This window comes from Streptomyces sp. NPDC091281 (genome assembly GCF_044757425.1).
In the GTDB taxonomy this organism is placed as follows: domain Bacteria; phylum Actinomycetota; class Actinomycetes; order Streptomycetales; family Streptomycetaceae; genus Streptomyces.
Genome location: NZ_JBIVUY010000003.1, coordinates 680,617 through 707,025, shown reverse-complemented (window position 1 = coordinate 707,025; position 26,409 = coordinate 680,617). Strand labels below are relative to the sequence as shown.

The following is a 26,409-nucleotide window of genomic DNA, read 5'->3' as shown; positions in this document are numbered from 1 at the left end:
GCGCAAGGGAGTACGCGGGGAGCGTTCGGCGGAGCGCGACCCATATGTTTTACGAGTGAAACACCTGTTAAATTAATGGGATGCGTACCCGTAAGACGACCCCTCGACCGCCCGGTCCCGGCGACCGGCGTCCCGTGCGGGAGCGGTTCCCGCTCGGCGGGGCGCTCCGGCTGGGGCGTCCGTCCGACATCTGGTTCAAGCCCGCGCTCAGCGTGGTCGCCGCCACGGCGCCGCCCCACCTGATCCTGCTGGCGGCCGGGCGGCTCGACCTGGCGATGTACACGATGGCCGGTTCCCTGTGCGCGCTCTACGCCCACCATCGCCCCTATCGGGCGCGCGCCCGGGTCCTGGCCGGTGTGGTGCTCGGCATGACGGGCGGCCTGGCCGTCGCGCTGGTCACGGCCGCGCTCACCGCGAACGCCGTCCTCCTCGTGAGCGTCGGCGCGCTGCTCGCCGCCGCCCAGAAGGTGCTGTGCGAGGCCACCCGCCTCGGCCCGCCGGGCAACGTCGTCCTCACCTTCGTCACGTCCGCCGCGCTCTTCGCCCCGCAGACCCCGGACCGGGTCCCCGCGCACGTCGGGCTCGCCCTCGCCGCGGGCCTCTGGGCGTGGCTCGTCTGCATGGCACCGGCACTGCTCCGCCCGCACGGCCCGGAGCGGCGCGCCACCGCGCAGGCCCTCGACGCGGTGGCCGCGTACGCCGGACAGGCGCGCGAGACACCGGACGGCGGCGCCGCCACGCACCTCGACCGGCCGCGCGCCACCGCCGCTGCCGCCGTCCACGCAGCGCGCGACACCCTGCGGTCGGCCCGGCCCGGTCCATCCCGCCCCGGCGGCGCACACCACGCCCTGGCGCACCTGCTGATCCGCGCGGACGCCACGCTCGCCGCCCCGGACGCCACCGACCCCGAACGGCTGCGGTCCTGGGCCCGCGCCCTGCGCGGCAACCGCCCTGTGCCCCGCCCCGACGACCTCACGCCGTATCCGACGCCGTACGACGCGACGCCGTCCGACTCGGTGGCGCACGACTCGGCGGCGCACGATCCGGCGTCTGACGGCCGGGAGCGCGCGGAGGTGCGGGTCTCGCTACGGCGGCGTCTCGCGCCCTTCCTGCCGCTCGCCGTCCGCACCGTGCTGGGCTGTGTCCTCGCCGGTCAGGTCTCGCTCGCGCTCGGCGTGGGCCGCCCCTACTGGGCCCTCGTCACCGCGGCCTCCCTCTACCAGGCCAACGTCACCCTCACCTGGAGCCGCGGCGTCCAGCGGGTCGTCGGCAACCTCGTCGGCGTCCTCGCCTTCGCCGCCGTCGTCCCCCTGACCCGCGTCCACCCACTGATGCTCGTCCTGGTCTGCCTCGCCCTGAGCTTCGGCGCCGAGGCGCTGATCGGCCGCAACTACTGGCTCGGGACCGTGTGCGTGACACCGATGGCGCTGCTCGTCACCGGGTTCGCGCACGCCCCGGACGCGGGCGCCCTCGTCGTGGAGCGGGTGGCGGACACCCTGGTGGGCGCCGTGGTCGGCTTCGCCGCGGCGGTCGCCGTCACCGACCGCCGGGCCGCCGACCGCCTCCACGCGGCCCTCACCACCGCCGAACGCGCCCGCGAGACCACCGACCGCCTCCTCGCCGCCTACGACGCCGAAGGCGCCCACGGCACCCCGCCCCACCCCGGTCCCCGGTCCTCCTCCGCGCCCCCGCCCGCCCCCGGCCACGGCTCCGGGCCGGTCCCCGTTCCCGCCCCCGCCGCGTTGGACTCCGCCCGCCATTCCCTGGCCGCCGCCCTGGTCGACCTGCGGGCGCGGGCCGACGCCGTCGCGGGGGAGTGGCGGCGGCACGCCCTGCCCGAGGAGCGGGTCGTCGCGGCCGAGCGGAGCGGACACCGTACGCTCGCCGCGACGGTCCGGCGCCAGGGACTCCTCCCGGTCCGGAGCAGCATCGGACGAGCGGAGGGCGCACAGCCATGACGGGCACGCAGGGACAGCCGACCGGCGGCGACGGCGCGGCGCGGGGGCGCACCGTCGCGCCCGTCGACGGCGGCCGGGGCGACACCGTCGCCGCGGTGGTCCGCCAGTGGCGGGACGTACGGCCCGACCTCGACACCGCGCCCATGGAGATCATCGGCCGGGTCAACCGCTGCGCCGCCCTGCTCCAGCAGGCCGAGGACGCGCCGCTGCGCCGGGCCGGGCTCAGCCGCCCCGAGTTCGACCTGCTGGGCGCGCTGCGCCGCACCGGCCACGAACTCACCCCCGGCGAACTGGCCCGCGAGACCTTCTCCTCGGGCGCGGCCGTCACCAAGCGCCTCAAGCAGCTCACCGAACGCGGCCTGGTCGAGCGGCGCGGCGACACCCGCGACCGCCGGGTGGCCCACCTGAGCCTCACCGACGCGGGCCGGACCCTCGTCGACAGCGTGCTGCCCGAACAACTGGCCTACGAGAGCGCCGTACTGTCCGCTCTCGACGGCGACCGGCAGGACGAACTCGCCGGGCTGCTGGGCGAGTTGCTGAGCCGTCTGGAGGGGCACGCGCGGGCGCTGCGGATCTGAGCCGCGCGCCCGCGGCCCCGTGCCGCCGCGGGCCTCCGCCGGTGTCCCCTCACGGCTCGTCCTCCGCCCGGTACACCCCGAACTCGGCGCCCTGCGGATCGCGCAGCACCGCGATCCGCGGCCCGTCCGGGACCGACACCGGCCTGCACAGCGCCACGCCGCCCGCCGCGGTGGCCGCCGCCGTCGAGGCGTCCACGTCGGCGACCGCGAAGTACGGCAGCCAGTGCGGCGGCACCCCGGACGCCTGGCCCTCCTCCTCGGCGACCATGCCGCCGAAGTCGAGGCCGCCGACACCCCACCGCGTGTAGTGCTCCGAGGTGCCGACGGTCCAGCCGAACACGGTGGTGTAGAAGGTCACCGCCCGCGCCCCGTCCCGGGCCAGCAACTCCACCCAGCCCAGCGAGCCGGGCGCGTTGAACAGCCCGGCGCCCGGGAAGGTGCGGCCCTGCCACAGCTGGAAGGCCGCGCCGCCGGGGTCGTAGGCGACCACGAAGCGTCCCGTGTCGAACACGTCCATCGGGCCGACCAGCACCTTGCCCCCGGCCTCCTCGATCATGCGGGCGGTGACGTCGGCGTCGGAGGTCCCGAAGGACACGCTCCAGGCGACGGGCCGCGACTCCTGGTGGCGCGGGGCGAGCGCGGCGACGGCGCTCTCCCCGAGATGCGCGACGGTGTAGCAGCCCGCCTCGGTCCGCTCGTCGGTCACGCACCGCCAGCCGAACAGTTCCGCGTAGAACCGCCGGGCCGCCGCCAGGTCGCTGGTGCCCAGCTCGACCCAGCAGGGGCCGCCGGGCACGGGCACGTCGAGCTTCATGGCGCTCCTTCCGCAGGGAGAGCACCCCTCTTCAGCACGCTAGACCCGGCTCCGGGGCACGGCATCCGGGACACGGTCCGCGCGCCCCGGCCGCGCCCGTCGAGCTGGCATTTCCCCAGGTCAGATGCCGGGCCGGTAACGCAGGGGATGATCGGCGGGCACCTCGACCAGCACGATCGGCGTGCCGTCGGGGTCGGCGATCCACATCTCGACCAGACCCCACGGCTCCCGCACCGGCGGACGCGTGACCGTCACGCCCTTCGCCACCAGTTCCTCGTGCGCGGCCGTCACGTCCGCCACCTGCATCCAGATCCGCGGGCCGGGCTCCGGCGCGCTCTCCGCCCGCCCGGCGACCTCCAGGAACCCCCCGCCCAGGAAGTACACGGTGCCCCGCTCCGGGCCCGTGCCGAACTCGCGGTGGATCTCCAGCCCGAGTTGCCCGCCGTAGAAGGCGCGGGAACGCTCGGGGTCGGTGGGACGGATGAGGATACGACTGCTCAGTACATGCACCATGCATCCGGAGACTAGAGCAGGGTTACGCTCGGGCTGAGCACAACCCGCGCCAAGATCCGGAGACCTCCCCATGGACACCACCACCGCTCCCACCGGTTCCACCACACCCGAGTTCAGATTCCGGGACGCCGTCCCGGCCGACGTGGACGCGCTCGTCGCGCTTGTCGAGTCGGCGTACCGGGGCGAGTCCAGCCGGGCCGGATGGACCACCGAGGCGGACATCCTCCAGGGGCAGCGCACCGACCCCGACGGCGTCCTCGCCATCGTCGAGTCCCCCGACGCGCGGGTCCTCACCGTGGAGCAGGGCGGCCGGATCGTCGCCTGCTGCCAGCTCGAACACCGGGGCACGCACGCCTACTTCGGCATGTTCGCGGTCAGCCCCACCGCACAGGGCGGCGGCCTCGGGCGGCTGGTGCTGGCCGAGGCGGAGCGCCGGTCGCGCGCCGAGTGGGGCGCCACCGAGATGCACATGACGGTGATCTCCGTACGCGAGGACCTCATCGCCTGGTACGAGCGGCGCGGCTACCGCCGCACCGGCCGCATGACGCCGTTCCCCTACGGCGACGACCGGTTCGGCGTCCCGCAGCGCGACGACCTCCAGTTCGAGCTGCTGGTCAAGCACCTGGTCTGACCCGCGGGGGAACAGTCGGGCCGCCGGCGGGTGCGCGGACCCGCGTCCGGCACACCGGCCACCCGCCCCGCTCACACCTCACACCGGCCGCGCGTCGTCCCCCGGCTCCCCGCGGGCCGCGCGGCCGGTGTCCGGGAGGTCGGTGGTGACGCCGTCCAGGCCGAAGGCCCGCGCGAGCCGCAGCTCCCGCGGGGTGTTCACGACCCAGCCGATGACCCGCAGCTCCCGGGCGCGTGCCTCCTCGACGGTCTCCAGCGTCAGGCGCCGCAGCTTGAGGCAGAGGGTGGCGGCGCCGACGGCCGTCGCGCGCTCCACCACCTCGGGGCCGTGGCGCCCGGCGATCAGCGCGGTGCGCACCCCCGGCACCAGCCGGGCGATCTCGGCGAGCGCCTCGTCGTGGAACGAGGACACCTCGACCCGCCCGACCAGCCCGCGCGCGTGCATCACCGCCGCCACCGCCCGCGCCGCCCGCACGTCCTTGATCTCGGCCTGGACGGGCAGCGCGACCGCGTCCAGCACCTCCTCGAACACCGGCACCCGTTCCCCGCGGCCCGCGTCCAGCGCGCGCAACGCCGCCAGCGGGTGCGCGGCGACGGGCCCGGTGCCGTCGGTCGTGCGGTCCACGTCCTCGTCGTGCATCACCACCAGCGCGCCGTCCGCGCTCAGGTGCAGATCGAGTTCCACGACGTCGAGACCGGCCCGCTCGGCGGCCACGAAGGACCGCAGGGTGTTCTCCGGCTCGACGCCCATGACGCCGCGGTGACCGATGGTGAGGAGTTTCACGCCGGGAGACCTACCCGCCGACGCCCGCCGCACCCCGCCGCGCCTCTGTGGGATGTCCCACAGGAAAAAACGCGGTGACCATGAAGGTGGGCAGGATAATTTCCGGAGCCTCCCCTTGCTGGGAGGAACCTCGTATGCATACGGTGTTCTGACGCTAGGTTCTCCTGTGGAGGGTGGGACATGACGGAAATTCTTGTGCAGGTGGGGACGGAGGACCAAGGTCCCGCCGCGGCCCGGGTGGTCGACCACCCGGCCTGGTCCGTGCTCAAGGACGCCGTCGAGCGCATCCGGCCCTGGCAGTCCAAGGACGGCTCGATCGACTTCGAGGCGGAGGGCGCCCCCGCCCCGTCCGACGCGCGGGACGCCGTACGCGAGGTCGCCGCCGCCGTCGAGACGCTCTCCCCGCTGCTGCCGCACGACGCGGACTACCACCGCGCCCTGGTCAAGGACCTGACCCGGTGGGCCGAGGGCGGCTTCGCCGTGCCGGACTTCCTGGACTCCCTGCTGGCCTTCCAGCCCGCCGCGAACCGCGCCGACGGCCTCCAGCACCTCGTCGTCTTCCCGATGTACACGCAGAACGGCAACCCCGACCGCAACGTCGAGGCGGTCGTGCTGCGCATGGTGTGGCCCGAGTGGCTGGCGGAGCTGGAGCGCACCCGCTACGACAACCCGCTCTTCTGCGGCATCACCTTCGAGGACTTCACCTCCGGCTACGACACCAACTCGGCCGTGCTGTTCCCGGAGACCATCGCCGTGCGCGAGGCCCCCGAGCGCTTCACCTGGGGCGGCATCTTCTGCGACCGCGAGGCGGCCCGCTTCCGCCGGGTCACCGACGCCGCCGTGGAGATCCTCGGCCTTCAGCTGCCCGAGGACATCGCCGCCATGGTCCACGACCAGAAGCGCTGCGAGGAGGCCTTCGTCCTGTGGGACATGGTCCACGACCGCACCCACAGCCACGGCGACCTGCCCTTCGACCCGTTCATGATCAAGCAGCGGCAGCCGTTCTGGATGTACGGCCTGGAGGAGCTGCGCTGCGACCTCACCGCCTTCAAGGAGGCCGTGAAGCTCCAGGGCGACGGCGTCCCGCAGGCCCGTGACGTGCAGTACGCGGTCCTCTTCGACCGCATGTTCCGCTTCCCCGTCACCGGCGACCGCGTCCGCAACTACGACGGACTCGGCGGCCAGCTCCTCTTCGCCTACCTGCACAAGCACGACGTCGTCCGCTGGACCGACAACAAGCTGCACATCGACTGGGACCGCGCCCCGCAGGTCACCAACCAGCTCTGCGCGGACATCGAGCAGCTCTACCGCGACGGCATCGACCGCCCCAAGCTCGTCCACTGGTTCGCGGGCTACGAGCTGGTCTCGGCCTACCTCTCCCCGCACCCGGGATCGAAGTGGGCCAAGGGCCCCGACGCCCTGGACCTGACCCAGCCCCCGCGCAAGCTCGTCGATGACGTGCTTCCGGACGAGTTTCCGCTGAGCATGTTCTATGAGGCACTGTCCAAGAAGCTGAAGAACGTGATCGCCGCGACCAAGGGCATCACGGCGGACGGCGTCGAGCGGATGGCCGCGTGAGCGACCGCCGTACCGAGAACACTGCTCAGGAGGCGAAGACCATGGGGAACGGGGCTCTCAGCGGTGCGGTGATCGCGGTGGCCGGAGCGGGCGGACCCGCCGGCCGGGCGACACTGCTGCGACTCGCGGAGGCGGGCGCCACGGTGGTGGGCGCGGACAACGACCCGGAGCGGCTCGCCGAGGCCGTCGACGCGGCGAGCTACGCCTCCGGCGGCGCGACCGTCACCGGGGAACCGGTCGACCTGCTCGACCTCCAGTCCACCCAGGACTGGGCGAACCGCGTCGAGAAGGAGTACGGCCGGGTCGACGGCCTCGTGCACCTCGTCGGCGGCTGGCGCGGCAGCGAGACCTTCACCAAGACCAGCCTCGACGACTGGGACTTCCTGGAACTGCTGCTCATCCGCACCGTGCAGCACACCTCCCTCGCCTTCCACGAGCCGCTCCAGCGCAGCGACCGAGGCCGGTACGTCCTGATCAGCGCCGCGGGCGCGAGCAACCCCACCGCCGGGAACGCCGCCTACGCCGCCGCCAAGGCCGCCTCGGAGGCCTGGACGCTCTCCATGGCCGACTACTTCCACAAGGCCGGGGGCGCCGACGGGCTGACCTCCGCGGCTGCCATCCTGGTGGTGAAGGCGCTGGTGCACGACGCCATGCGCGCCGACCGCCCCAACGCGAAGTTCGCGGGCTTCACCGACGTCAAGGACCTCGCCGAGGCCATCGCCGACGTCTGGCAGCGGCCCGCCGCAGAAGTGAACGGACACCGTCTGTGGCTCACCGAGAAGCCGTGAACCCCCCGCGGACCGACGCCCGTCGTCATCACGACCCGGAGGTCCGCGGTTTCGCCAGCGACAACTACGCCGGGGCCCACCCGGAGGTGATGGCCGCCCTCGCGCTCGCCAACGGCGGCCACCAGGTCGCGTACGGCGAGGACGACTACACCGACAACCTCCAGCGGATCGTGCGCGGCCACTTCGGCCCCACTGCCGAGGCCTTCCCGGTCTTCAACGGCACCGGCGCCAACGTCGTCGCGCTCCAGGCGGTCACCGACCGCTGGGGCGCGGTGATCTGCGCCGAGAGCGCCCACATCCACGTCGACGAGGGCGGCGCCCCCGAACGCATGGGCGGCCTCAAGCTGCTCACCGTGCCCACCCCCGACGGCAAGCTCACCCCCGAGCTGATCGACCGTCAGGCGTACGGCTGGGACGACGAGCACCGGGCGATGCCGCAGGTCGTGTCGATCACCCAGAGCACCGAACTGGGCACGCTCTACACGCCGCAGGAGATCCGCGCGATCTGCGACCACGCCCACGCGCACGGCATGAAGGTCCACCTCGACGGTTCCCGCATCGCCAACGCGGCGGCCTCGCTGGACGTCCCGATGCGCACCTTCACCAACACGGTCGGCGTCGACATCCTCTCCCTCGGCGGCACCAAGAACGGCGCCCTGTTCGGCGAGGCGGTCGTGGTCATCGACCAGGACGCCGTCAGCCACATGAAGCACCTGCGCAAGCTGTCCATGCAGCTCGCCTCCAAGATGCGCTTCGTCTCGGTGCAGTTGGAGGCGCTGCTCGCCAAGGACCTGTGGCTGCGCAACGCCCGGCACGCCAACGAGATGGCGCAGCGCCTCGCGGAGGGCGTGCGCGCGGTGCACGGGGTGGAGATCCTCCACCCCGTCCAGGCCAACGCCGTCTTCGCCCGGCTGCCCCACGAGGTCACCGAGCGCCTCCAGAAGCGGTTCCGGTTCTACTTCTGGGACGAGGCGGCCGGAGACGTCCGCTGGATGTGCTCCTTCGACACCACCGAGGACGACGTGGACGCCTTCCTGGCGGCGCTCAAGGAGGAGATGGCGCGCTAACCTCCGCCTCGTCGCCCTCCCCCTGAATGCATAGGTATGCGGTCACCCGTAAATTGATTGACGCCGGGTGATCGCTTTCCTATGCTCTGCCAGCATGCAGCTCATCCAGCAGAACCCCGACCTGTCCGCCTATCTGGCGGACGACGAGGTCATCGACCATCACCACCCGGTGGTCCGGGCGACCGCCGCGCGCCTGGCCCGCGACGCCGAGGACTCGTATGCCTATGCGCGCCTCGCCTTCGCCTACGTCCGGGACGAGATCCCGCACTCCCAGGACTCCGGCGACCCGCGCGTCACCTGGCGCGCCTCCGACGTCCTGGAGCGCGGTACGGGGATCTGCTACGCCAAGGCCCACGCCCTGACCGCGCTGCTGCGGGCCGAGGACATCCCGACCGCGCTCTGCTACCAGCTCCTCGGCGTGGTGCACGGACTGGTCGCCGTGCGCTTCCACGGCGCCTGGCACCGCCAGGACCCGCGCGGCAACAAGCCGGGTGTCGACGCCCGGTTCTCCCTGGACGGCGAACGGCTGGCGTTCACCCCCGACACGGCGGCGGGGGAGAGCGATCACCCCGTCCTGTACGCGGCGCCCCACCCGGCCGTCCTGGGCGCGCTGCGGGCGGCACCCGACCGCGCACACCTCTGGAAGACGCTCCCCACGGCTCTGTGAGCGCCCACCACGACGGGGACGGCGGCAGCCCGCAGGCCCGCCGCCGTCCCCGTCGTGGAGTGGTCCCTCGTGTGCTCCGCCCTCAGCGGGCCTCGGCCGCGCGCACCTGCTCGGGCGTCGGCGCCGTGCCCCCGAGATGGGCCGGCATCCACCAGGTGTCGCTCGCGTCCTTCGGGCGCACCGGATAAGCGCGCTGGGCGGCCTCCAGCAGCTCCTGGACGCGCTCGCGCACCTGACGGGTGATTGCGCCCGCGTACTTGTCGCGGGAGGCCTCCAGCGCCTCGCCCACCCGGATCGTGATCGGCGTGTGGCTGCGCTTGAAGTTGCGCGGGTGCCCCTTGGTCCACAGGCGCTGGGTGCCCCACACGGCCATCGGGATCAGCGGCACGCCCGCCTCTTGCGCCATACGGGCCGCACCCGACTTGAAGCTCTTCAGCGTGAACGACTCCGAGATCGTCGCCTCCGGGAAGACGCCCACGATCTCGCCGGAGCGCAGCGAGTCCAGCGCGTGCGCGTACGCCGTCTCGCCCTGCTTGCGGTCGACCGGGATGTGCTTCATCCCGCGCATCAGCGGACCGGAGACCTTGTGGCGGAAGACCGACTCCTTCGCCATGAACCGCACGAGGCGCTTCTGCGGGAGGGCCGCGAGTCCGTTGAAGATGAAGTCGAGGTAGCTGATGTGGTTGCTCACCAGCACGGCACCGCCCGAGCGCGGGATGTTCTCCGAACCCTTGCAGTCGATCTTGAGGTCCCAAGCCTTGAACAGCGTCTGGGCGAAGCCGACGACGGGACGGTAGACAAGCTCTGCCATGGGTGGGGCGGACCCTTCCAGCTCGGGGCCGGGACACACCCGGCGGGCAAGTTACGCGGCCGTAGGTCTACGGCATCTCGCAGATCGTGCCCGAAGAACGGCCGGGGAGCCAGTCCCCGTGCCCGCCGACCGCGAGATCCTCGTCACGTCGCCCCTTGACCCACCTCGGCGTTTTGTCGCCCCTTTACCGCCCGCCCCGTCCGTCACGCCACTCTTCACACCGTCGTCCGGCCGCTACGAGGGACGTGCCGTCACCCGCCGCAGCAGGAGGTACATCTCGCAGCCCAGGCAATAACCGAAAGCGGCGTTGAGGAAGGCCGCCGCGAGGGCCGCGCCGGTCGCCGCGAAGCCGAGCCACTGCGGGCCCAGCGTGAAGCCGACGAGCCCGAGCGCCGCGAAGACCAGCCCCACCGCCTGCGCGAACCGCGGCGGCTCCGGCGCCTCGAACTCCGTCGGCGGCCCGAGCCGCGGCCGCACCGCCACCCGGAACGCCCAGCCGTACGGCGAGCGCCCGACCCCGCCCGCCGCGCCCAGCGCGAACGCCAGCGTCTGCCACGCCAGCAGCCAGGGGTTCGCCGTGATCAGCACGACCGCCAGCACCACGGCCGTGACGGTCGCCCCGAACCGCGGCCCCCTCACATCGATGTCCATGAATCAAGCATTCCGCAACGGGTTCCCTTCCGGGAGGCGGGAATCTTTGCAGTCTGATGAATGCTGGTGCACGTGATGACCGGATTCCTGGTGTGCGTGGCGGTGCTCGCGGCGGCGAGCTTCTACGGAGTGCTGCACCGGCGGCGGAACGGGAGGGTACGCGTGCGCGGGCGCGACGAAGGAAAGCGGCTCGGAGCCGACCGGCTCGGCGGCCAACTGGGGAAGAGGGCCACGCTCGTACAGTTCTCCAGCGCCTTCTGCGCCCCCTGCCGGGCCACCCGCCGCATCCTCGGCGAGGTGGCCGACATGGTCCCCGGCGTCACCCACATAGAGATCGACGCCGAGGCCCGCCTGGACCTGGTGCGTGACCTCGCCGTGCTGAAGACGCCGACCGTGTTCGTCCTGGACGCCGACGGCCACGTCGTCCGCCGCGCCGCCGGACAGCCCCGCAAGGCCGACGTCATCGCCGCGCTGGGGGAGGCGGTGTGACTCCGCTCATAGCCGCGGGACCGGTACCCGCGGCCCGGCATCACGGGGACGCCGGGGGCCAGGGGACGTACTTGACTGCGCGCACCACCTATCGTCAGTCTGACCGTATGCCAGAGGAACTCCTTCTCCACGCGCGGGTCCACGTCGACCTGGCCCGCACCGCGAGCGCGCGCTGTCCGGGCCCCTGAGCCCCGACGCCCCCGCCCGCCCCGCCACCAGAAGGACCCCTCCATGACGGCCACGCCCGGCCTCGGCACCCCCCGGCTCGCCTCGCCCGACCTGCTGCGCTCGGTCTTCCGCCGCCACGCCGCCGGTGTCGCCGTCGTCACGGCCGCCGGGGAGAACGGCCCGGTCGGCTTCACCGCCACCTCGCTCACCTCCGTCTCCGCCGAGCCGCCGCTGCTCTCCTTCGGCGTCGGCACCGGCGCGTCCAGCTGGCCCGCCCTGTCGGCCGCGGACCACGTCGGCGTGCACATACTCGGCGAGCACCAGCGGGAGCTGGCCGCCACCTTCGCCCGCAGCGGCGCCGACCGGTTCGCCGCGCCGACCGCCTGGCGGGAGGGCCCCGAGGGCGTGCCCGTCCTCGACGACGTGCTCGCCTGGCTGGTCTGCCGCGTGGTGGCGCGCGTCCCGGCCGGGGACCACCGGATCGTGCTGGCCGAGGTCGTCCTCGGCGACCCGGCGGGCCCGGGGCGCCCGCTGCTCTACCACCAGGGGCGGTTCACGGCGCTGCGGGATTGATCACGGCCCGGCGCGCCTGCGCGGTCGCCGGGTTCCGATTACGCTGCGTTGCAGACGTCACAGTTCAAAGCGCTTGCTTAGTGGGCAGGAACTGGATGTACTGGCGAGTAATATTTCGCTCGGGAGCGCAGGCCGCCCCGATCGGGATGAGCCGCTTGTGGCGCCTATGCTGCCTGAAAGAAGGCAGCCGAGAACTGACGATTGCAGTAGGAGAGCCGGCGTGAGCTTGAGGATCGTTGTCACTGTGAAGTACGTGCCCGACGCCACTGGCGACCGGCACTTCGCCGATGACCTGACCGTCGACCGGGACGACGTGGACGGTCTGCTCTCCGAGCTCGACGAGTACGCCGTCGAGCAGGCGCTGCAGATCTCCGAGAACTCCGACGACGACGTGGAGATCACCGTCCTGACCGTGGGCCCCGAGGACGCCAAGGACGCGCTGCGCAAGGCACTGTCCATGGGCGCCGACAAGGCGATCCACGTCGAGGACGACGACCTGCACGGCACCGACGCCATCGGCACCTCCCTGGTGCTGGCCAAGGCGATCGAGAAGGCGGGCTACGACCTCGTCGTCTCCGGCATGGCCTCCACCGACGGCGTCATGGGCGTCCTCCCGGCCCTGCTCGCCGAGCGCCTGGGCGTCCCGCAGGTCACCCTGCTATCCGAGGTCTCCGTCGAGGACGGCACCGTCAAGGGCCGCCGCGACGGCGACGCCGCCTCGGAGCAGCTGGAGGCCTCCCTCCCGGCCGTCGTCTCGGTCACCGACCAGTCGGGCGAGGCGCGTTACCCGTCCTTCAAGGGCATCATGGCCGCCAAGAAGAAGCCGGTGGAGTCCTGGGACCTGTCCGACCTCGACATCGAGGCGGAGGAGGTCGGCCTGGAGGGCGCCTGGACGAAGGTCGACTCCGCGGCCGAGCGCCCGGCCCGCACCGCCGGCACGATCGTCAAGGACGAGGGCGAGGGCGGCAAGCAGCTCGCCGAGTTCCTCGCGGGCCAGAAGTTCATCTGAGCCCCGCAGCCGCAGACCGCCCCTCACTCTCGTTCCGCAGGAGAACAATCCCATGGCTGAAGTCCTCGTCTACGTCGACCACGTGGACGGTGCCGTCCGCAAGCCCACCCTGGAGCTGCTGACCCTGGCCCGCCGCGTCGGCGAGCCCGTCGCCGTCGCCCTCGGCAACGGCGCCGCCGACACCGCCGCCGTCCTCGCCGAGCACGGCGCCGTGAAGGTCCTCACCCACGACGCCCCCGAGTACGCCGACTACCTGGTCGTACCCAAGGTGGACGCCCTCCAGGCCGCCGTCGAGGCCGTCTCCCCGGCCGCCGTCCTGGTCGCGTCCTCCGCTGACGCCAAGGAGGTCGCCGCCCGCCTCGCACTGCGCATCGGCTCCGGCATCATCACCGACGCCGTCGACCTGGAAGCCGGTGACGAGGGTCCGGTGGCCACCCAGTCGGTGTTCGCCGCGTCCTTCACCACCAAGTCCCGCATCGCCAAGGGCGTCCCGGTCATCACCGTCAAGCCGAACTCGGCCGCCGTGGAGGCCGCCCCGGCCGCCGGTACCGTCGAGGCGCTCGCGGTGACCTTCTCCGCGCAGGCCACCGGCACCAAGGTGACCGGCCGCACCCCGCGCGAGTCGACCGGCCGCCCCGAGCTGACCGAGGCCGCGATCGTGGTCTCCGGCGGCCGCGGCGTCAACGGCGCCGACAACTTCGCGATCATCGAGGCCCTCGCCGACTCCCTCGGCGCGGCCGTCGGCGCCTCCCGCGCCGCGGTGGACGCGGGCTGGTACCCGCACACCAACCAGGTCGGCCAGACCGGCAAGTCGGTCTCGCCGCAGCTCTACATCGCCAACGGCATCTCGGGCGCCATCCAGCACCGCGCCGGCATGCAGACCTCGAAGACCATCGTGGCCGTCAACAAGGACGCCGAGGCCCCGATCTTCGACCTGGTCGACTACGGCGTCGTCGGCGACCTGTTCGACGTCGTCCCGCAGCTCACCGACGAGGTCAAGTCCCGCAAGGGCTGAGCCCCACCGGCAGCCCCGGAACGACCCGAGGCCCCCGCGACCGAACCGCCGGTCACGGGGGCCTCGGCCGTGTCCGCGCAGTCCTGCCCGCCCGGCGACGCCCGGACACGACCTGGGCCGTCCCACGCCCCGAGCGGCGTACGGTCCGTCAACTCACCCGCAGCGAGACGCACGCGGGCAGATGGTCGCTCGGGTACTGCCCGCCCGCGTGATAGGTGTCCACCCACGCCCGCTCCACCCGCACCTGCGGCGACGCCAGAATCCAGTCGATCCGGTCACCGTCCGGCACCGGCCCGCGGAACGCGTGGTACGTCGCGAAGGCGGGCCCGCGCCGCGCCGCCGTGTCCCACGTGTCGACCAGTCCGGAGGCCAACAGGCGGTCGTACACCGGGCTGTGGTGCGCGATGGTGTTGAAGTCGCCCGTCACCAGCACCGGCAGGTCCGCCGCGAACCGCCCGAGCCGGGCCACGATCATCTCGGCGGCACGCTCGCGCGCGTAGGAACTGCCGTTGTCCAGGTGGGTGTTGAGGACGCAGAACGGCCGACCGCCCGCCGCCAGGTCGCGGAACCGCACCCACGTCACCATGCGCGGGTACTTGGCGCCCCACGTGTTGGAGCCGCGTACGCGCGGGGTGTCGGAGAGCCAGAAGTGCTCGTGCGCCACCGGCTCCAGCCGCCGGGTGTCGAAGAAGACGGCCATCGACTCCTCGTCGCCGCCGCCCCGCCCGGTGCCGATCCGGTCGTAGTGCGGCCCCAGATCGCTCTCGATGTCCGCCAGTTGGGGCGGTACGCCCTCCTGGGTGCCCATCACGTGCGGCGCCGCCGCGCGCAGCAGGTCCCGCATCACCGGACGCCGCTGCGCCCAGCTGTTGGGCCGCTTGTCGCTGGCGAAGCGGAGGTTGAAGGTCATGACCGTCACCGCGGGCACGGCCGCCGCGGACCGCACACGGCCCTGCCGGGCGCCGGAGCCGGGCAGCGCCCCGAGGAGCGGCACCGCCAGGGCGGCGGCCGCCAGCGTCCGCAGGCCCGCCCGCCGGGTCGGTCCACCAGCCTCGCCACCGTCGTCGGCCAAGGGGCCTCCCTCCGCTCGTGAGCAAGGACGAGTGTACGAATCTTCGAACCGGAGGGGCACGGGTGACAGCGGAACGATCGGAGGCACGAGGGGCCGCAGGGGGTGCGGAGACGGTGTCCGGCGCGTGGGCGGGGTGTTGACCAGGCGGAAACGCCACGCTTAGCTGTCTTCAACGGATTGTTGATTCCGTACGGCGGAATACGTCCGGAACGTGGTCGGACAGGCCGAGCGCGTCGGAGCACGGCGGAAACGGAAGGGGCCGCGATGGGCCAGGGCCGGCAGGAGACCGTCACGACCAGCCTCGCGGCATCCGTCACCGAGGCCGTCGGCGCGTCCCTCGCCCCGGTCGACGCCGCACTCGCCCGCCACTACCCCGGCGACCCCGGCACCCGCCAGCCCGTCCACACCGTCTACGTCCCCGCCGACGCCTACACCGCCGACACCGTCCGCGCCTGGGGCGACCGCGCCCTCGCCGCCCTCGACGAACACGCCCCGGACGCCGCCGCCTTCGCCGCCGTCCTCGGCCTGCCCGACGACCTCGCCGAACCCGTCCATGCCCGCGTCCGCGCCAAGCTGGAGCGCGAACCGGTCGAGGACCTCCGCGTCGACTTCGAGGACGGCTACGGCCCCCGCCCGGACGCCGAGGAGGACGAGACCGCCGCCCGCGCGGCCCGCCTGGTCGCCGAGGCGTACGAGCACGGCACGGCCGCGCCCTGGACGGGCATCCGGATGAAGTGCCTGGAGGCGAACGTCCGCGCCCGGGGCATCCGCACCCTCGACATCTTCCTCACCGGCCTCACGGCCGCCGGTCCGCTCCCCGACGGGCTCGTCCTGACGCTGCCGAAGGTGACCTACCCCGAGCAGGTCACCGCGATGGTCCGCCTCCTGGAGGCCTTCGAGAAGGCGCACGGACTCCCGGCCGGGCGGCTCCGCTTCGAGATCCAGATCGAGACCAGCCAGGCCCTCCTGGCCACCGACGGCACCGCCACCGTCGCCCGCCTGATCCAGGCCGCCGAGGGCCGCGCCACCGGCCTGCACTACGGCACCTTCGACTACAGCGCCGCCCTCGGCGTCTCCGCCGCCCACCAGGCGAGCGACCACCCCGTCGCCGACCACGCCAAGGCGGTCATGCAGGTCGCCGCCGCCGGAACCGGCGTCCGGGTCAGCGACGGCTCCACCAACGTCCTGCCGGTCGGCCCCACCGACCGCGTCCACGCCGCCTGGCGCCTCCACTACGGCCTCACCCGCCGCGCCCTCGCCCGCGCCTACTACCAGGGCTGGGACATGCACCCCGGCCATCTCCCCACCCGCTACGCGGCCGTCTTCGCCTTCTACCGCGAGGGCTTCGACCGGGCCGCCGAACGGCTCGCCCGCTACGCCGCGCGCGCCGGGGGCGACGTGATGGACGAGCCCGCCACCGCCAGGGCCCTCAGCGGCTACCTGCTGCGCGGCCTGGACTGCGGCGCCCTGGACGCGGCCGAGGTGACCGCGGCGACCGGACTGGGCCGCGCGGAACTGGAGGGTTTCGTGGCGCCGCCCGGACGGCGCACGTGAGACGGGCCGGCCGGGGGCTCCACACCCACCGACCGGCCCGCGCGTGCTCAGGCCCGCCTACCGCTCCGGGAAGGTGTACGGCGTGGTGATGATCTCCATCCCGTGACCCGCCGGGTCCATGAAGTACAGGCCCCGGCCGCCGTGGTGGTGGTTGATCTCACCGGGCCGCCTGCCGTGCGGATCGGCGAAGTAGGTGATCCCCGCCTCCCTGATCCGGGCGAACGCCGCGTCGAACTCCTCGTCCGAGACGAGGAACGCGTAGTGCTGCATGGCGATCGACTCCGCCGGGACGGTGACGAAGTCCAGGGTGACCTTGTTGCTCGTGTCGACCGGCACGAACGGGCCCCACTCGGAACCGACGTCCAGACCCAGGACGTGCGCGAGGAACTCGGCGGACTCCCGGTTGTCCCGGGCGTGGACGATGGTGTGGTTCAACTCGACTGACATGTGTGAATGCCTCCGTAAGGCACACTCACGGGCGCCTCCATGCCTCACCCGGACGGTGACCGACACGCGATGCCGTACCGCCAGCCTAGGCCGTTCAGACCCCGCCCCGCACCAGGTGTTCCAGCCCGGACCGCGTGACCCGTCCCTCGCCCGCCAGGAGGCCGGTGCCCCGCGCGCACCGCTCCGCGTCGGCCCGCGCGCGGGCGCAGAACTCCTCCGGCGTCGTCCCGAACAGCTCCCTCAACCCGGCCGATCCGGCGAGGAGTTCCGTGATCAGGGCGCGCTGTCCCGGATGGGCGCGCGGGGCGCCGGAGCCGTCGCGCAGGACGCCGTGGCGGTTGACGTACACGCCCACGTCCGGCAGCAAGCGCGCCCCGCCCTCCGGTCTGAGCGCCTCGACGCGGATCTCGTCCGGCAACCGGGCCCGGTCGAAGTGGGGTTCGGTGGCGTCCACGGCGGCGAGCTGCGCCGGGTCCGGCCAGATGACGTACAACTCCCGTACGGTGCCGGGGGCGTGGACCGGCGAGGCGGACACGTAGCCGTGCAGGCTGATGTGCGCGGAGACACCCACGTCGAGGCCGGTGACCCGGACCCGCAGCATCGGCAGCGGCGCGGTGAGGCCGAACGCGTCCATCTTGTGGCGCAGTTGGCCCGGCGACGCGTTGGAGCCGATGGCCAGGACCGGCGTCCGCCCCGGGAACTCCGTCCCCTCCAGCGGCAGCAGCCGGTCCCCGTCCAGCAGCCCGGAGCGCGTCGGCCAGGCGCCCGGATACGACAGCGGGTGGTCGCGGGGCGCCTCGGCGAGGCCCAGCGCCGCCAGGCCGTACTCCCCGCCCTCCACGCGCCCCGCCCCGTCCGCCGTGCCCACGCGCGGCTCAGTCCGCCGGGGGGAACTCGCCGGAGCCGCGCGCGATCAGCCGGGTCGGCAGCTCGATCCGCTCGGGGGTCAGGAGGGTGCCGTCCAGCTGGCGGAACAGGCGCTCGGCGGCGGTCCGGCCCAGCGTCGACGCGTCCTGCGCGACCACCGTCACCCCCGGCTGGAGCAGATCGGCCAGCTCCAGGTCGTCGAAGGCGACCAGCGCCACCCGGCGCGCGTGCTCGGCGAGGACCCGGATCACGGTGACCGTCACGCGGTTGTTGCCCGAGAAGATGGCCGTGACCGGCGACGGACCCGTCAGCATCTCCTCGGCCGCCCGGCGCACCCGCAGCGGATCGGTGGCCCCCAGCGACATCCACCCGTCCTCGACGGTTGTCCCCGCGTCCTCCATGGCCGTGCGGTAGCCGCGCAGCCGCTCGGCGGCCGTGTGGATGCGCGGCATGTCACCGATGAAGCCGATCCTGCGGTGCCCGTGCGCGACGAGGTGCGCGACGCCCGCGCGGGCGCCGCCGAAGTTGTCCGACAGCACGCAGTCCGCGTCGATCCGACCGGCGGGGCGGTCCACGAAGACCGTCGCCACGCCCGCCTTGATCTCCGGCTCCAGATACCGGTGGTCGTCCCCGGCCGGGATGACGACCAGCCCGTCCACCCGGCGCGCGCACAGCGCGAGCGCCAGCTCCTGCTCACGCCCCGGGTCCTCCGCGCTGGAGCCGTTGATCAGCAGCGCCCCGTGCGCGCGGGCCACCTCCTCCACGGCACGGCTGAGCGGACCGTAGAAGGGGTCCGCCAGATCCTCCAGGACCAGGCCGATACTCGCCGTCCGGCCCTTGCGCAGCACGCGCGCGCTGTCGTTGCGGCGGAAACCCAGCGCCTCGATCGCCTCCTGGACCCGCCGCTCGGTGTCCGGCGTGACGCCCGGTTCTCCGTTCACCACGCGCGAGACCGTCTTGAGACCCACCCCCGCGCGCGCGGCCACGTCCTTCATGGTGGGACGATTGCCGTAGCGGTTTCCGGAGATGCCGACTGCGCGGCGGGGCGTCTCGGGCACGATGCGGTGTCCTGTCCTGTTGTCCACGGAAATGCGTGCGTCCTCTGAGGCGTTTGAGGGCGCGCGGTCGAGCATAGGCCCTGGACAACGTTGTCAGGTGCGGGAGAGACTGTCCAGCGCACGATCCGGCCCTCGTCCCCCAGCGCGGGACCGGCGTGGCCCAATTCCGATGGTGGACGGGGAGAACCGAAACTGATGCAGACCGACCTCGTGGCCGCACTCGACATCGGCGGCACCAAGATCGCCGGGGCGCTGGTGGACGGCGCGGGCACGATCCTGCTGCGCGCCCAGCGGCCCACTCCCGCCCTGGAGGACGGCGACACCGTGATGCGGGCCGTCGAGGGGGTCCTCGCCGATCTGACGGCCTCGCCGCTGTGGGTACGCGTGCACGCCCTCGGTATCGGCAGCGCGGGGCCGGTGGACGCCACCACGGGCACGGTCAGCCCCGTGAACGTGCCCGGCTGGCGCGGCTACCCGCTCGTCGAACGCGTCCGCGCCGCCACCGGCAACCTCCCCGTGCGGCTCATCGGCGACGGCGTGGCCATCACCGCCGCCGAACACTGGCAGGGCGCCGCCCGGGGCCACGACAACGCGCTCTGCATGGTCGTCTCCACCGGCGTCGGCGGCGGCCTCGTCCTCAACGGCCGCCTCCACCCCGGCCCCACCGGCAACTCGGGCCACATCGGTCACATCAGCGTCGACCTGGACGGCGACCCCTGCCCGTGCGGCGCGCGCGGCTGCGTCGAGCGCATCGCCAGCGGCCCCAACATCGCCCGCCGCGCCCTGGAGGGCGGCTGGCGGCCCGGCCCGGACGGCGACACCTCCGCCGCCGCCGTGGCGGCCTCCGCGCGCGCGGGCGACCCGGTCGCCCTGGCCTCCTTCGAACGCGCTGCCCAGGCCCTCGCGGCGGGCATCGCGGCGACCGCCACCCTCGTCGAGATCGACATCGCGGTCATCGGCGGCGGCGTCGGCAAGGCGGGCGAGATCCTGTTCACCCCCCTGCGGCGCCACCTCGCCGACTACGCCACCCTCTCCTTCGTCCGCCGCCTCACCGTGACACCGGCCCAGATGGGCACAGACGCGGGCCTGGTCGGCGCGGCGGCAGCCGCCCTGGCGAGCGGGACGGGGGTGGAGGCGGCGGGGGTGTGAGGTGGCTGGGGCGGCTGCGGTTCGGGGGCCGTCTGCTGCGGGGTGTTCGTCTGCGGCGCGGCCGCTCTTGGGTCCGGGGGCTCTCTGGGGCTCGCCCGCCCTTCTGCCGGGCGGCCGACCCTCCACGCCATCCCCGCTCATCCGATCCGGGGCCCTGGCCGCCCCGCTCTCCTGCACAGCCGATGGTGTACCGCCTGCCCGCCCGCGCGTGACCTCTGGGCGTCCAGGGAGTTGTTGCCGGTATGAAGAAGCGCAGCATGCTCGCCATCGCCTCCCTCGCCACCGGTTTCGTCGTCGCGGCCATCACGCCGTCGCACGGTCACGGGACCGATGACCTCGACGCGCTGAACGTCGGTGACGCCCTCAGCACCCTCGACAAGACCGTCGCCAGCGACAGCCTCGCCGTCGACGAGAACGCGCTCGGCCAGAACGGCTGACGCCCCCCGCCCCCCGCCGTGGCGCCGGCACCCCGCAGAACGGGGGCCGGCGCCACGGTGTTGTGCCGCCTCAGAGGGAGGTGGTTTCCGTGGCAGGGTGGAGCGGGCAAGCCACAGGGGGCCAACGGAAGAGGGGGACACGTGACCGTCGTCTGGATCAACGGCGCGTTCGGCGCGGGGAAGACGACCGCCGCGCGGGAGCTGATCGACCTGATCCCGAACAGCACGCTCTTCGACCCGGAGGTCGTCGGCGCGGCGCTGCCGCAGCTGCTGCCGGCCAAGAGCCTCGCCGGGGTGAGCGACTTCCAGGACCTGCCGATCTGGCGCAGGCTCGTGATCGACACGGCCGCCGCGCTCCTCGCCGAGCTGGGCGGCACCCTGGTGGTCCCGATGACGCTCCTGCGCCAGGAGTACCGCGACGAGATCTTCGGGGGCCTCGCCGCCCGCCGCATCCCGGTCCGCCATGTGCTCCTGGCCCCGGCTGAAACGATTTTGCGCAGGCGGATAGCCGACCGGGAGACACCCGCGGACCCCGCCGACGGCGAGATACGCGTCCGGCAGTGGTCCTACGACCACGTCGAGCCCTACCGCGCCGCCCTCGCCTCCTGGCTCGCCGCCGACGCCCACCTCGTGGACACCGGAGCGCTGACCCCGTACGAGACCGCCGTACGGATCGCCGAGGCCGTCGGCAGCGGTGCCGCGCGCGCGTGCGACATCGTGCAGACGCCCGAGCCGACCGCCGAGACGCTGGCCGCCGGGGTGCTGCTCTTCGACGAACAGGACCGGTTCCTGCTGGTCGACCCGACCTACAAGCCCGGCTGGGAGTTCCCCGGCGGCGTCGTGGAGCCCGGCGAGGCGCCCGCGCGCGGGGGCATGCGCGAGGTCGCCGAGGAGACCGGCGTCGTCCTGGACGAGGTCCCCCGGCTGCTGGTCGTCGACTGGGAACGGCCCCGCCCGCCCGGCTACGGCGGCCTCCGCCTCCTCTTCGACGGCGGCCGCCTCGACCCCGCGGCCGCCGCGGGCCTGCGCCTGCCCGGCCCCGAGCTGCGCGGCTGGCGCTTCGTCACCGAGGAGGAGGCCGCCGAACTCCTCCCGCCGGTCCGCTACGAGCGGCTGCGCTGGGCTCTGCGCGCCCGCGAGCGCGGCGCCGCGCTCTACCTGGAGGCCGGCACCCCGCTCGGCTGACCCGCCGCGCGCGGACCCCGGCCCCCTCGGCGGACCGTCAGCTCGCCGCGTACGTCCGCAGGAACAGCGCCTCCGCGAGCGACAGCCGCTCCAGCTCCTCGGGCGACACGCTCTCGTCGACCGCGTGGATCTGCGCCTCCGGCTCACTCAGCCCGATGAGCAGGATCTCCGCATCCGGGTACAGCGAGGCCAGCGTGTTGCACAGCGGGATGGAGCCGCCCTGACCGGCGTACTGCATCTCCTGGCCGGGGTAGGCCACCGCCATCGCCTCGGCCATCGCCGCGTACGCCGGGCTGGTCGTGTCCGCGCTGAACGGCTGGCCCAGCCCGACCTGCTCGACGCGCACGCGCGCGCCCCACGGCGTGTGCGCCTCCACGTGCGCCTGGAGCAGCTTGGCCGCCTCGGCGGCGTCCGTGCCCGGCGGCACCCGCAGGCTGACCAGCGCGCGGGCGCTCGCCTGCACCGACGGGGTCGCGCCGACCACGGGCGGGCAGTCGATGCCGAGGACGGTGACGGCGGGCCGCGCCCAGATGCGGTCCGCGACCGTGCCGGAGCCGATCAGCTCCACGCCGTCGAGGACCTTGGCGTCCTGGCGGAACTGCTCCTCGTCGTACTGGAGCCCCGGCCAGGGCGCGCCGTCCGCCAGGCCGTCGACCGTGGTGGAGCCGTCTTCCGCGCGCAGCGAGTCGAGGACGCGGATCAGGGCGGCGAGCGCGTCGGGGGCGGCGCCGCCGAACTGGCCCGAGTGGAGGTTGCCCGCGAGGGTGTCGACCTGCACGCGCAGCAGCGTCATGCCGCGCAGGGTGGCGGTCACGGTGGGCAGGCCCACGCGGGAGTTGCCCGCGTCGCCGATGACGATCGTGTCGGCCGTGAGCAGCTCGGGGTGGGCCTCGGCGTACCGCTCCAGGCCGCCGGTGCCCTGCTCCTCGGAGCCCTCCACGATGACCTTGACCGTGACCGGGACCCCGCCGTCCGCCTTGAGGGCGCGCAGGGCCAGCAGGTGCATGATGAAGCCGCCCTTGCAGTCGGCGCTGCCCCGCCCGTACCAGCGGCCGTCGCGGTCGGTCAGCTCGAACGGCGGGCTGGTCCAGGCGGCCTCGTCGAGCGGCGGCTGGACGTCGTAGTGGGCGTACAGCAGGACCGTCCGGGAGCCCTCGGGGCCGGGCAGCAGGCCATACACCGACTGGGTGCCGTCGGGGGTGTCGAGGAGGGCGACGTCCTGGAAGCCCTCGGCGCGCAGCGCGTCCGCGATCCAGCGCGCGGCGGCTTCGCTCTCGCCGCGCGGGAACTGGTCGAAGTCCGCCACCGACTGGAAGGCCACCAGTTCGGTGAGTTCCGTCTTCGCCCTGGGCATCAGCGAGGCGACGGTCTCGGCGAGCGGATTCGACGACATGGGCACGCTCCTTGTGGGTGCGACGTTGTACGGGTGGGCACTTGTCCGTACGGGTGTCCGTTGTTCCGTACGTGCCCGCACGACCGCGCCGACGCGCGTCCGTCCGGGGGTGACCGTGCGAGCGTACGCGCCCGTCGGGGCGGGGCCGAAAGCGCCTTCCCGGCCGGGGGCGCGCACCCGCGCGATCATCCCACGACGGACCGTGGCGATCTCGGTCGTAGGATGCGGGGGACAGGTGCGGCAGGCGGCTTGATCGGGAGCAGTAGACCATCGTGAGCAGCGAGAACTCTTCGGCGGACGACGTGCGGCAGGTGTGGGACGTCGTCGTGGTGGGCGCGGGACCCGCGGGGGCTTCGGCCGCCTATGCGGCGGCGGTCGCGGGGCGGCGCGTCCTGTTGCTGGAGAAGGCGGAACTGCCCCGCTACAAGACATGCGGCGGCGGCATCATCGGGCCGTCGCGCGACGCGCTGCCCCCGGGATTCGAACTCCCCTTCAGAGACCGGGTGAACGCGGTGACGTTCTCCCACAACGGTCGCTTCACCCGCACCCGCCGCTCCCGGCAGATGCTCTTCGGTCTCATCAACCGGCCCGAGTTCGACCAGCAGCTCGTGGAGCACGCGCAGAAGGCGGGCGCCGAACTCCGCACCGGGGCCACGGTCTCCCGCGTCGAGCAGCATGGTTCCGCGGTCCCGGACCGGCGGTCGGTCGCGGTCGTCCTCCAGGGCGGCGAGACGCTGCTCGCGCGCGCGGTCGTCGGCGCGGACGGCAGCGCCAGCCGGATAGGGGCGCACGTCGGGGTCAAGCTCGACCAGGTCGACCTCGGCCTGGAGGCGGAGATCCCGGTGCCCGAGACGGTCGCCGAGGACTGGAAGGGCCGGGTCCTCATCGACTGGGGCCCGATGCCGGGCAGTTACGGCTGGGTCTTCCCCAAGGGCGACACGCTCACCGTCGGCGTGATCTCCGCGCGCGGCGAGGGCGCCGCCACCAAGCGCTATCTGGAGGACTTCATCGGACGGCTCGGCCTGGCCGGGTTCGAGCCGAGCGTGTCCTCCGGCCATCTGACCCGCTGCCGTACCGACGACTCGCCGCTCTCCCGCGGCCGGGTCCTGGTCTGCGGTGACGCGGCCGGTCTGCTGGAGCCCTGGACCCGTGAGGGCATCTCCTTCGCGCTGCGCTCCGGACGGCTCGCGGGCGAGTGGGCGGTCCGTATCGCCGAGGCGCACGACGCGGTGGACACCCGGCGCCAGGCCCTCAACTACGCGTTCGCCATCAAGGCGGGCCTCGGCGTGGAGATGAGCGTCGGCAAGCGCATGCTCGCCCTGTTCGAGAAGCGGCCCGGCATCTTCCACGCCGCCCTCACCGGCTTCCGCCCGGCCTGGCGCTCCTTCACCGACATCACGCGCGGCCGGACGACCCTCGGTGAACTGGTCCGCTCCCATCCGCTGGCGCAGCGCGCGCTGAACGCGCTGGACCGCAGGCAGCAGGCCGCCGCCGGGGGCGCTACGGCCACGCCGGGCACCGCGAAGGACACGGGCGACCCGAAGGCCGAGGGCGCGGGGGCGGAGCTGGACGAGCAGCCGGAGAGCTGAGGCGCGTCTCGGGCGGAGTGTTCCGGGGGCGGGCCGGTCTCACGCATCGGCGCGTCGCCCCGCCTCCGGGTGAGGGCTGCCTCGGTCGCGGGACCGGCCGGCCGCGTCTGTGGCCGCCGCGACGGCCGCCGCCTCACCGGCTCGCCCGCTCATCGGCTCCCGGTGACCGTGATCCGGAACACCGGGTGGTTGGGGGCGATGCGACGGAGGTCCGCGTCGGGCGAGTCCGGTCCGACGCCGTCGAAGAAGACGCCGACCTCGGCCTTCCAGCGCTTGAGGTAGGCGCGCAGCAGGGGCACCTTCTCGTCGTCGCCGACCTCGGTCGCGGTGAATTCGTCGACCTTCCTGCCCAGGCGGAGTTCGCCGCCGCCCACCGCGCGCATGTTGTGCGTCCACTGGACGTGTCCGCGCGGGGCGACGAGGTACCGCTCTCCGTCGACCGTCAGCAGGTTCACCGGCGTGGTCCGCCACTGACCGCTCTTGCGGCCCCGTACCGCGAGCACTCTCGATCCCCAGACGCTGAGTCCCCGGCGGGTCAGCCAGGCCACGGACCGGTTCATGACGTGGACGGTGAACCAGCCGGGCTTCTTCACATGGGCGTGGGCGGACATGGCGATGGCCTCCAGGGCGAACAGACGTCAGGGCGTGAGGGCGTACGGGCGGGTGTCAGGGCGTCGGACCGGGTCGTGCGGCGGACCGGTGTCACCGAACTCCGCGAGAGCACTGCTCTCGCTTCTCTCGAAGTGTGCACCCGACGGCATCGCATTGCAAGAGCACTGCTCTCGTTTTGGTTCGGTGATCCGAATTGTGTGCACCGCTCTCCCGCCGTGGCAGACTGGGGTCATGAGCGACATCGCACGTGGAGCCCGCGCCCGCGCCCGGATCGAGGTCACGGCGGCCATCAAGGAGGAGGCCCGGCGCCGGCTCGCCGCCGGCGGCGTCGCCGACCTGTCGCTGCGGGCCGTCGCCCGTGAGCTGGGCATGGTCTCCTCCGCGCTCTACCGCTACTTCCCGAGCCGCGACGACCTGCTCACCGCGCTGATCATCGACTCCTACGACTCCCTCGGCGAGCGGGCCGAGTCCGCCCACGCGGCCACCGCCGACGCCGCGCCGCTGACCCGCTGGATCGCGGTCTGCGAGGCGGTGCGCGCCTGGGCGCTGGACCACCCGCACGAGTACGCGCTGATCTACGGCTCCCCCCTGCCCGGCTACCACGCCCCCCGGACGACCGTCCCGGCCGCCGCGCGCGTGGGACTCCTCCTCATCGGCATCGCGCGCGACGCCCACCGCGGCACCCCGGGGCCCGTGCCCGCGCTGCCGTCCGACCTGCGCGTCGAGGCGGAGCGCCTGACGGCCGACATCGCGCCCGACCTCCCGCCGGAGACGGCCACCGCTCTCGTCGCGGCCTGGGCGCAGCTCTACGGCCTGGTCGGCTTCGAACTGTTCGGCCAGTTCAACCGGGTGGTGGAGGACCGGGAGCCGTTCTTCCGGCACGCCGTGACGGGACTCGCGCGGGGCGTGGGCGTCGTCTGACCGCCGCGTACACGCGGGCCGGGTCTCGCGAC

Annotated in this window: 28 protein-coding genes; 17 read left to right on the top strand and 11 right to left on the bottom strand. The window is 73.4% G+C overall.

From position 1 onward, the window contains the following. Window positions 1-80: 80 nt before the first annotated feature. Both ACIQPQ_RS11330 and ACIQPQ_RS11325 read left to right on the top strand, forming a co-directional pair. A complete protein-coding gene (locus ACIQPQ_RS11330; protein ID WP_401302591.1) occupies window positions 81-1,958 on the top strand; it encodes an FUSC family protein in 1,878 nt (625 codons plus the stop codon). After that, entirely contained in the window at window positions 1,955-2,536 is a 582-nt protein-coding gene (locus tag ACIQPQ_RS11325) for a MarR family winged helix-turn-helix transcriptional regulator (RefSeq protein ID WP_401302589.1), read from the top strand. Before ACIQPQ_RS11330 ends, ACIQPQ_RS11325 begins: the two co-directional genes overlap by 4 nt. Window positions 2,537-2,585: 49 nt before the next feature. Here ACIQPQ_RS11325 and ACIQPQ_RS11320 read toward each other — a convergent pair whose 3' ends face one another. Both ACIQPQ_RS11320 and ACIQPQ_RS11315 read right to left on the bottom strand, forming a co-directional pair. After that, entirely contained in the window at window positions 2,586-3,350 is a 765-nt protein-coding gene (locus tag ACIQPQ_RS11320) for a VOC family protein (protein WP_401302588.1), read from the bottom strand. A gap of 120 nt (window positions 3,351-3,470) precedes the next feature. After that, window positions 3,471-3,863: a VOC family protein gene (locus ACIQPQ_RS11315; protein WP_401302586.1), complete on the bottom strand. Its 393-nt coding sequence runs from the start codon at window positions 3,861-3,863 to the stop codon at window positions 3,471-3,473. A gap of 70 nt (window positions 3,864-3,933) precedes the next feature. On the opposite strand from ACIQPQ_RS11315, the gene ACIQPQ_RS11310 reads away from it, so the two are divergent. Continuing rightward, window positions 3,934-4,494, top strand: coding sequence for a GNAT family N-acetyltransferase (locus ACIQPQ_RS11310; protein ID WP_401302584.1), 561 nt, complete (start codon window positions 3,934-3,936; stop codon window positions 4,492-4,494). Window positions 4,495-4,572: 78 nt separating this feature from the next. On the opposite strand, the gene ACIQPQ_RS11305 is transcribed toward ACIQPQ_RS11310, so the two are convergent. Further along, window positions 4,573-5,277 carry a glycerophosphodiester phosphodiesterase gene (locus tag ACIQPQ_RS11305; protein ID WP_401302582.1) on the bottom strand — a complete coding sequence of 235 codons (705 nt, stop codon included), beginning with the start codon at window positions 5,275-5,277 and terminating at the stop codon, window positions 4,573-4,575. 180 nt (window positions 5,278-5,457) lie between these two features. Here ACIQPQ_RS11305 and ACIQPQ_RS11300 point away from each other — a divergent pair, with 180 nt between their 5' ends. From ACIQPQ_RS11300 to ACIQPQ_RS11285, 4 genes are all read left to right on the top strand, one after another. After that, window positions 5,458-6,855, top strand: coding sequence for a DUF6421 family protein (locus ACIQPQ_RS11300; RefSeq protein ID WP_401302580.1), 1,398 nt, complete (start codon window positions 5,458-5,460; stop codon window positions 6,853-6,855). Between the two features lie 41 nt (window positions 6,856-6,896). Beyond that, window positions 6,897-7,643, top strand: a complete 747-nt coding sequence (locus tag ACIQPQ_RS11295; protein WP_401302697.1) for an SDR family NAD(P)-dependent oxidoreductase — start codon at window positions 6,897-6,899, stop codon at window positions 7,641-7,643. After that, window positions 7,640-8,710, top strand: a complete 1,071-nt coding sequence (locus tag ACIQPQ_RS11290) for a threonine aldolase family protein (RefSeq protein ID WP_383779449.1) — start codon at window positions 7,640-7,642, stop codon at window positions 8,708-8,710. Before ACIQPQ_RS11295 ends, ACIQPQ_RS11290 begins: the two co-directional genes overlap by 4 nt. A gap of 94 nt (window positions 8,711-8,804) precedes the next feature. Next, complete coding sequence (locus ACIQPQ_RS11285; protein ID WP_401302578.1) at window positions 8,805-9,377, top strand: transglutaminase family protein; 573 nt, start codon at window positions 8,805-8,807, stop codon at window positions 9,375-9,377. 82 nt (window positions 9,378-9,459) lie between these two features. Here the strand turns inward: ACIQPQ_RS11285 and ACIQPQ_RS11280 are convergent, their stop codons facing one another. Together ACIQPQ_RS11280 and ACIQPQ_RS11275 are read right to left on the bottom strand one after the other, a co-directional pair. After that, a complete protein-coding gene (locus ACIQPQ_RS11280; RefSeq protein ID WP_401302577.1) occupies window positions 9,460-10,188 on the bottom strand; it encodes a lysophospholipid acyltransferase family protein in 729 nt (242 codons plus the stop codon). A gap of 234 nt (window positions 10,189-10,422) precedes the next feature. Next, window positions 10,423-10,839: a DUF4395 domain-containing protein gene (locus ACIQPQ_RS11275; RefSeq protein ID WP_383772728.1), complete on the bottom strand. Its 417-nt coding sequence runs from the start codon at window positions 10,837-10,839 to the stop codon at window positions 10,423-10,425. A gap of 75 nt (window positions 10,840-10,914) precedes the next feature. On the opposite strand from ACIQPQ_RS11275, the gene ACIQPQ_RS11270 reads away from it, so the two are divergent. The 4 genes from ACIQPQ_RS11270 (at window position 10,915) to ACIQPQ_RS11255 (ending at window position 14,093) form a co-directional block, all read left to right on the top strand. After that, window positions 10,915-11,328, top strand: coding sequence for a TlpA family protein disulfide reductase (locus ACIQPQ_RS11270; RefSeq protein ID WP_401302695.1), 414 nt, complete (start codon window positions 10,915-10,917; stop codon window positions 11,326-11,328). A 231-nt stretch (window positions 11,329-11,559) separates the two neighbouring features. Continuing rightward, the gene (locus tag ACIQPQ_RS11265; protein ID WP_383772730.1) at window positions 11,560-12,069 is read left to right on the top strand and encodes a flavin reductase family protein; all 510 of its coding nucleotides are present in this window, start codon (window positions 11,560-11,562) and stop codon (window positions 12,067-12,069) included. Window positions 12,070-12,289: 220 nt separating this feature from the next. Continuing rightward, window positions 12,290-13,078 (top strand): electron transfer flavoprotein subunit beta/FixA family protein, encoded by a 789-nt coding sequence (locus ACIQPQ_RS11260; RefSeq protein WP_383772732.1) that lies wholly within the window; start codon window positions 12,290-12,292, stop codon window positions 13,076-13,078. Window positions 13,079-13,130: 52 nt separating this feature from the next. Further along, window positions 13,131-14,093, top strand: a complete 963-nt coding sequence (locus tag ACIQPQ_RS11255; RefSeq protein WP_401302575.1) for an electron transfer flavoprotein subunit alpha/FixB family protein — start codon at window positions 13,131-13,133, stop codon at window positions 14,091-14,093. 148 nt (window positions 14,094-14,241) lie between these two features. Here ACIQPQ_RS11255 and ACIQPQ_RS11250 read toward each other — a convergent pair whose 3' ends face one another. Further along, on the bottom strand, window positions 14,242-15,165 hold the full coding sequence (locus tag ACIQPQ_RS11250; protein ID WP_401302573.1) for an endonuclease/exonuclease/phosphatase family protein: 924 nt from the start codon (window positions 15,163-15,165) through the stop codon (window positions 14,242-14,244). 264 nt (window positions 15,166-15,429) lie between these two features. Here ACIQPQ_RS11250 and ACIQPQ_RS11245 point away from each other — a divergent pair, with 264 nt between their 5' ends. Then, window positions 15,430-16,719: a DUF6986 family protein gene (locus ACIQPQ_RS11245; RefSeq protein WP_401302571.1), complete on the top strand. Its 1,290-nt coding sequence runs from the start codon at window positions 15,430-15,432 to the stop codon at window positions 16,717-16,719. A 57-nt stretch (window positions 16,720-16,776) separates the two neighbouring features. On the opposite strand, the gene ACIQPQ_RS11240 is transcribed toward ACIQPQ_RS11245, so the two are convergent. The 3 genes from ACIQPQ_RS11240 to ACIQPQ_RS11230 all read right to left on the bottom strand — a co-directional run bounded on the left by ACIQPQ_RS11240 (window position 16,777) and on the right by ACIQPQ_RS11230 (window position 19,091). Continuing rightward, window positions 16,777-17,166, bottom strand: coding sequence for a VOC family protein (locus tag ACIQPQ_RS11240; protein ID WP_401302569.1), 390 nt, complete (start codon window positions 17,164-17,166; stop codon window positions 16,777-16,779). A gap of 94 nt (window positions 17,167-17,260) precedes the next feature. Next, window positions 17,261-18,034, bottom strand: a complete 774-nt coding sequence (locus ACIQPQ_RS11235) for a hypothetical protein (RefSeq protein WP_401302567.1) — start codon at window positions 18,032-18,034, stop codon at window positions 17,261-17,263. A gap of 7 nt (window positions 18,035-18,041) precedes the next feature. Then, window positions 18,042-19,091, bottom strand: coding sequence for a LacI family DNA-binding transcriptional regulator (locus tag ACIQPQ_RS11230; RefSeq protein ID WP_401302565.1), 1,050 nt, complete (start codon window positions 19,089-19,091; stop codon window positions 18,042-18,044). A gap of 195 nt (window positions 19,092-19,286) precedes the next feature. On the opposite strand from ACIQPQ_RS11230, the gene ACIQPQ_RS11225 reads away from it, so the two are divergent. The 3 genes from ACIQPQ_RS11225 (at window position 19,287) to ACIQPQ_RS11215 (ending at window position 21,862) form a co-directional block, all read left to right on the top strand. Next, window positions 19,287-20,240: an ROK family protein gene (locus ACIQPQ_RS11225; protein WP_383772744.1), complete on the top strand. Its 954-nt coding sequence runs from the start codon at window positions 19,287-19,289 to the stop codon at window positions 20,238-20,240. Window positions 20,241-20,482: 242 nt separating this feature from the next. Next, window positions 20,483-20,677, top strand: coding sequence for a hypothetical protein (locus tag ACIQPQ_RS11220; RefSeq protein ID WP_401302563.1), 195 nt, complete (start codon window positions 20,483-20,485; stop codon window positions 20,675-20,677). A gap of 141 nt (window positions 20,678-20,818) precedes the next feature. Continuing rightward, a complete protein-coding gene (locus tag ACIQPQ_RS11215) occupies window positions 20,819-21,862 on the top strand; it encodes an NUDIX domain-containing protein (protein ID WP_401302562.1) in 1,044 nt (347 codons plus the stop codon). A 37-nt stretch (window positions 21,863-21,899) separates the two neighbouring features. On the opposite strand, the gene ACIQPQ_RS11210 is transcribed toward ACIQPQ_RS11215, so the two are convergent. Next, window positions 21,900-23,255: a dipeptidase gene (locus tag ACIQPQ_RS11210; protein ID WP_401302561.1), complete on the bottom strand. Its 1,356-nt coding sequence runs from the start codon at window positions 23,253-23,255 to the stop codon at window positions 21,900-21,902. 272 nt (window positions 23,256-23,527) lie between these two features. Here ACIQPQ_RS11210 and ACIQPQ_RS11205 point away from each other — a divergent pair, with 272 nt between their 5' ends. Then, window positions 23,528-24,844: a geranylgeranyl reductase family protein gene (locus tag ACIQPQ_RS11205; protein ID WP_401302560.1), complete on the top strand. Its 1,317-nt coding sequence runs from the start codon at window positions 23,528-23,530 to the stop codon at window positions 24,842-24,844. A gap of 149 nt (window positions 24,845-24,993) precedes the next feature. Here ACIQPQ_RS11205 and ACIQPQ_RS11200 read toward each other — a convergent pair whose 3' ends face one another. Further along, window positions 24,994-25,455, bottom strand: a complete 462-nt coding sequence (locus ACIQPQ_RS11200; protein ID WP_401302558.1) for a nitroreductase family deazaflavin-dependent oxidoreductase — start codon at window positions 25,453-25,455, stop codon at window positions 24,994-24,996. Between the two features lie 232 nt (window positions 25,456-25,687). Between ACIQPQ_RS11200 and ACIQPQ_RS11195 the strand changes: the two genes are divergently transcribed. Beyond that, entirely contained in the window at window positions 25,688-26,377 is a 690-nt protein-coding gene (locus ACIQPQ_RS11195) for a TetR/AcrR family transcriptional regulator (protein ID WP_401302556.1), read from the top strand. The last annotated feature ends 32 nt before the right edge of the window (window positions 26,378-26,409 follow it).

Excerpts from the sequence above, each read along its gene's own strand:
- ACIQPQ_RS11195 (WP_401302556.1), top strand. The coding sequence starts at position 25,688 with ATGAGCGACATCGCACGTGGAGCCCGCGCCCGCGCCCGGATCGAGGTC.
- ACIQPQ_RS11275 (WP_383772728.1), bottom strand. The coding sequence starts at position 10,839 with ATGGACATCGATGTGAGGGGGCCGCGGTTCGGGGCGACCGTCACGGCC.
- ACIQPQ_RS11245 (WP_401302571.1), top strand. The coding sequence starts at position 15,430 with ATGGGCCAGGGCCGGCAGGAGACCGTCACGACCAGCCTCGCGGCATCC.
- ACIQPQ_RS11200 (WP_401302558.1), bottom strand. The coding sequence starts at position 25,455 with ATGTCCGCCCACGCCCATGTGAAGAAGCCCGGCTGGTTCACCGTCCAC.
- ACIQPQ_RS11225 (WP_383772744.1), top strand. The coding sequence starts at position 19,287 with ATGCAGACCGACCTCGTGGCCGCACTCGACATCGGCGGCACCAAGATC.
- ACIQPQ_RS11210 (WP_401302561.1), bottom strand. The coding sequence starts at position 23,255 with ATGTCGTCGAATCCGCTCGCCGAGACCGTCGCCTCGCTGATGCCCAGG.
- ACIQPQ_RS11270 (WP_401302695.1), top strand. The coding sequence starts at position 10,915 with ATGACCGGATTCCTGGTGTGCGTGGCGGTGCTCGCGGCGGCGAGCTTC.
- ACIQPQ_RS11300 (WP_401302580.1), top strand. The coding sequence starts at position 5,458 with ATGACGGAAATTCTTGTGCAGGTGGGGACGGAGGACCAAGGTCCCGCC.
- ACIQPQ_RS11330 (WP_401302591.1), top strand. The coding sequence starts at position 81 with ATGCGTACCCGTAAGACGACCCCTCGACCGCCCGGTCCCGGCGACCGG.
- ACIQPQ_RS11285 (WP_401302578.1), top strand. The coding sequence starts at position 8,805 with ATGCAGCTCATCCAGCAGAACCCCGACCTGTCCGCCTATCTGGCGGAC.
- ACIQPQ_RS11320 (WP_401302588.1), bottom strand. The coding sequence starts at position 3,350 with ATGAAGCTCGACGTGCCCGTGCCCGGCGGCCCCTGCTGGGTCGAGCTG.
- ACIQPQ_RS11325 (WP_401302589.1), top strand. The coding sequence starts at position 1,955 with ATGACGGGCACGCAGGGACAGCCGACCGGCGGCGACGGCGCGGCGCGG.
- ACIQPQ_RS11255 (WP_401302575.1), top strand. The coding sequence starts at position 13,131 with ATGGCTGAAGTCCTCGTCTACGTCGACCACGTGGACGGTGCCGTCCGC.
- ACIQPQ_RS11265 (WP_383772730.1), top strand. The coding sequence starts at position 11,560 with ATGACGGCCACGCCCGGCCTCGGCACCCCCCGGCTCGCCTCGCCCGAC.
- ACIQPQ_RS11295 (WP_401302697.1), top strand. The coding sequence starts at position 6,897 with ATGGGGAACGGGGCTCTCAGCGGTGCGGTGATCGCGGTGGCCGGAGCG.
- ACIQPQ_RS11310 (WP_401302584.1), top strand. The coding sequence starts at position 3,934 with ATGGACACCACCACCGCTCCCACCGGTTCCACCACACCCGAGTTCAGA.
- ACIQPQ_RS11315 (WP_401302586.1), bottom strand. The coding sequence starts at position 3,863 with ATGGTGCATGTACTGAGCAGTCGTATCCTCATCCGTCCCACCGACCCC.
- ACIQPQ_RS11220 (WP_401302563.1), top strand. The coding sequence starts at position 20,483 with ATGAAGAAGCGCAGCATGCTCGCCATCGCCTCCCTCGCCACCGGTTTC.
- ACIQPQ_RS11240 (WP_401302569.1), bottom strand. The coding sequence starts at position 17,166 with ATGTCAGTCGAGTTGAACCACACCATCGTCCACGCCCGGGACAACCGG.
- ACIQPQ_RS11280 (WP_401302577.1), bottom strand. The coding sequence starts at position 10,188 with ATGGCAGAGCTTGTCTACCGTCCCGTCGTCGGCTTCGCCCAGACGCTG.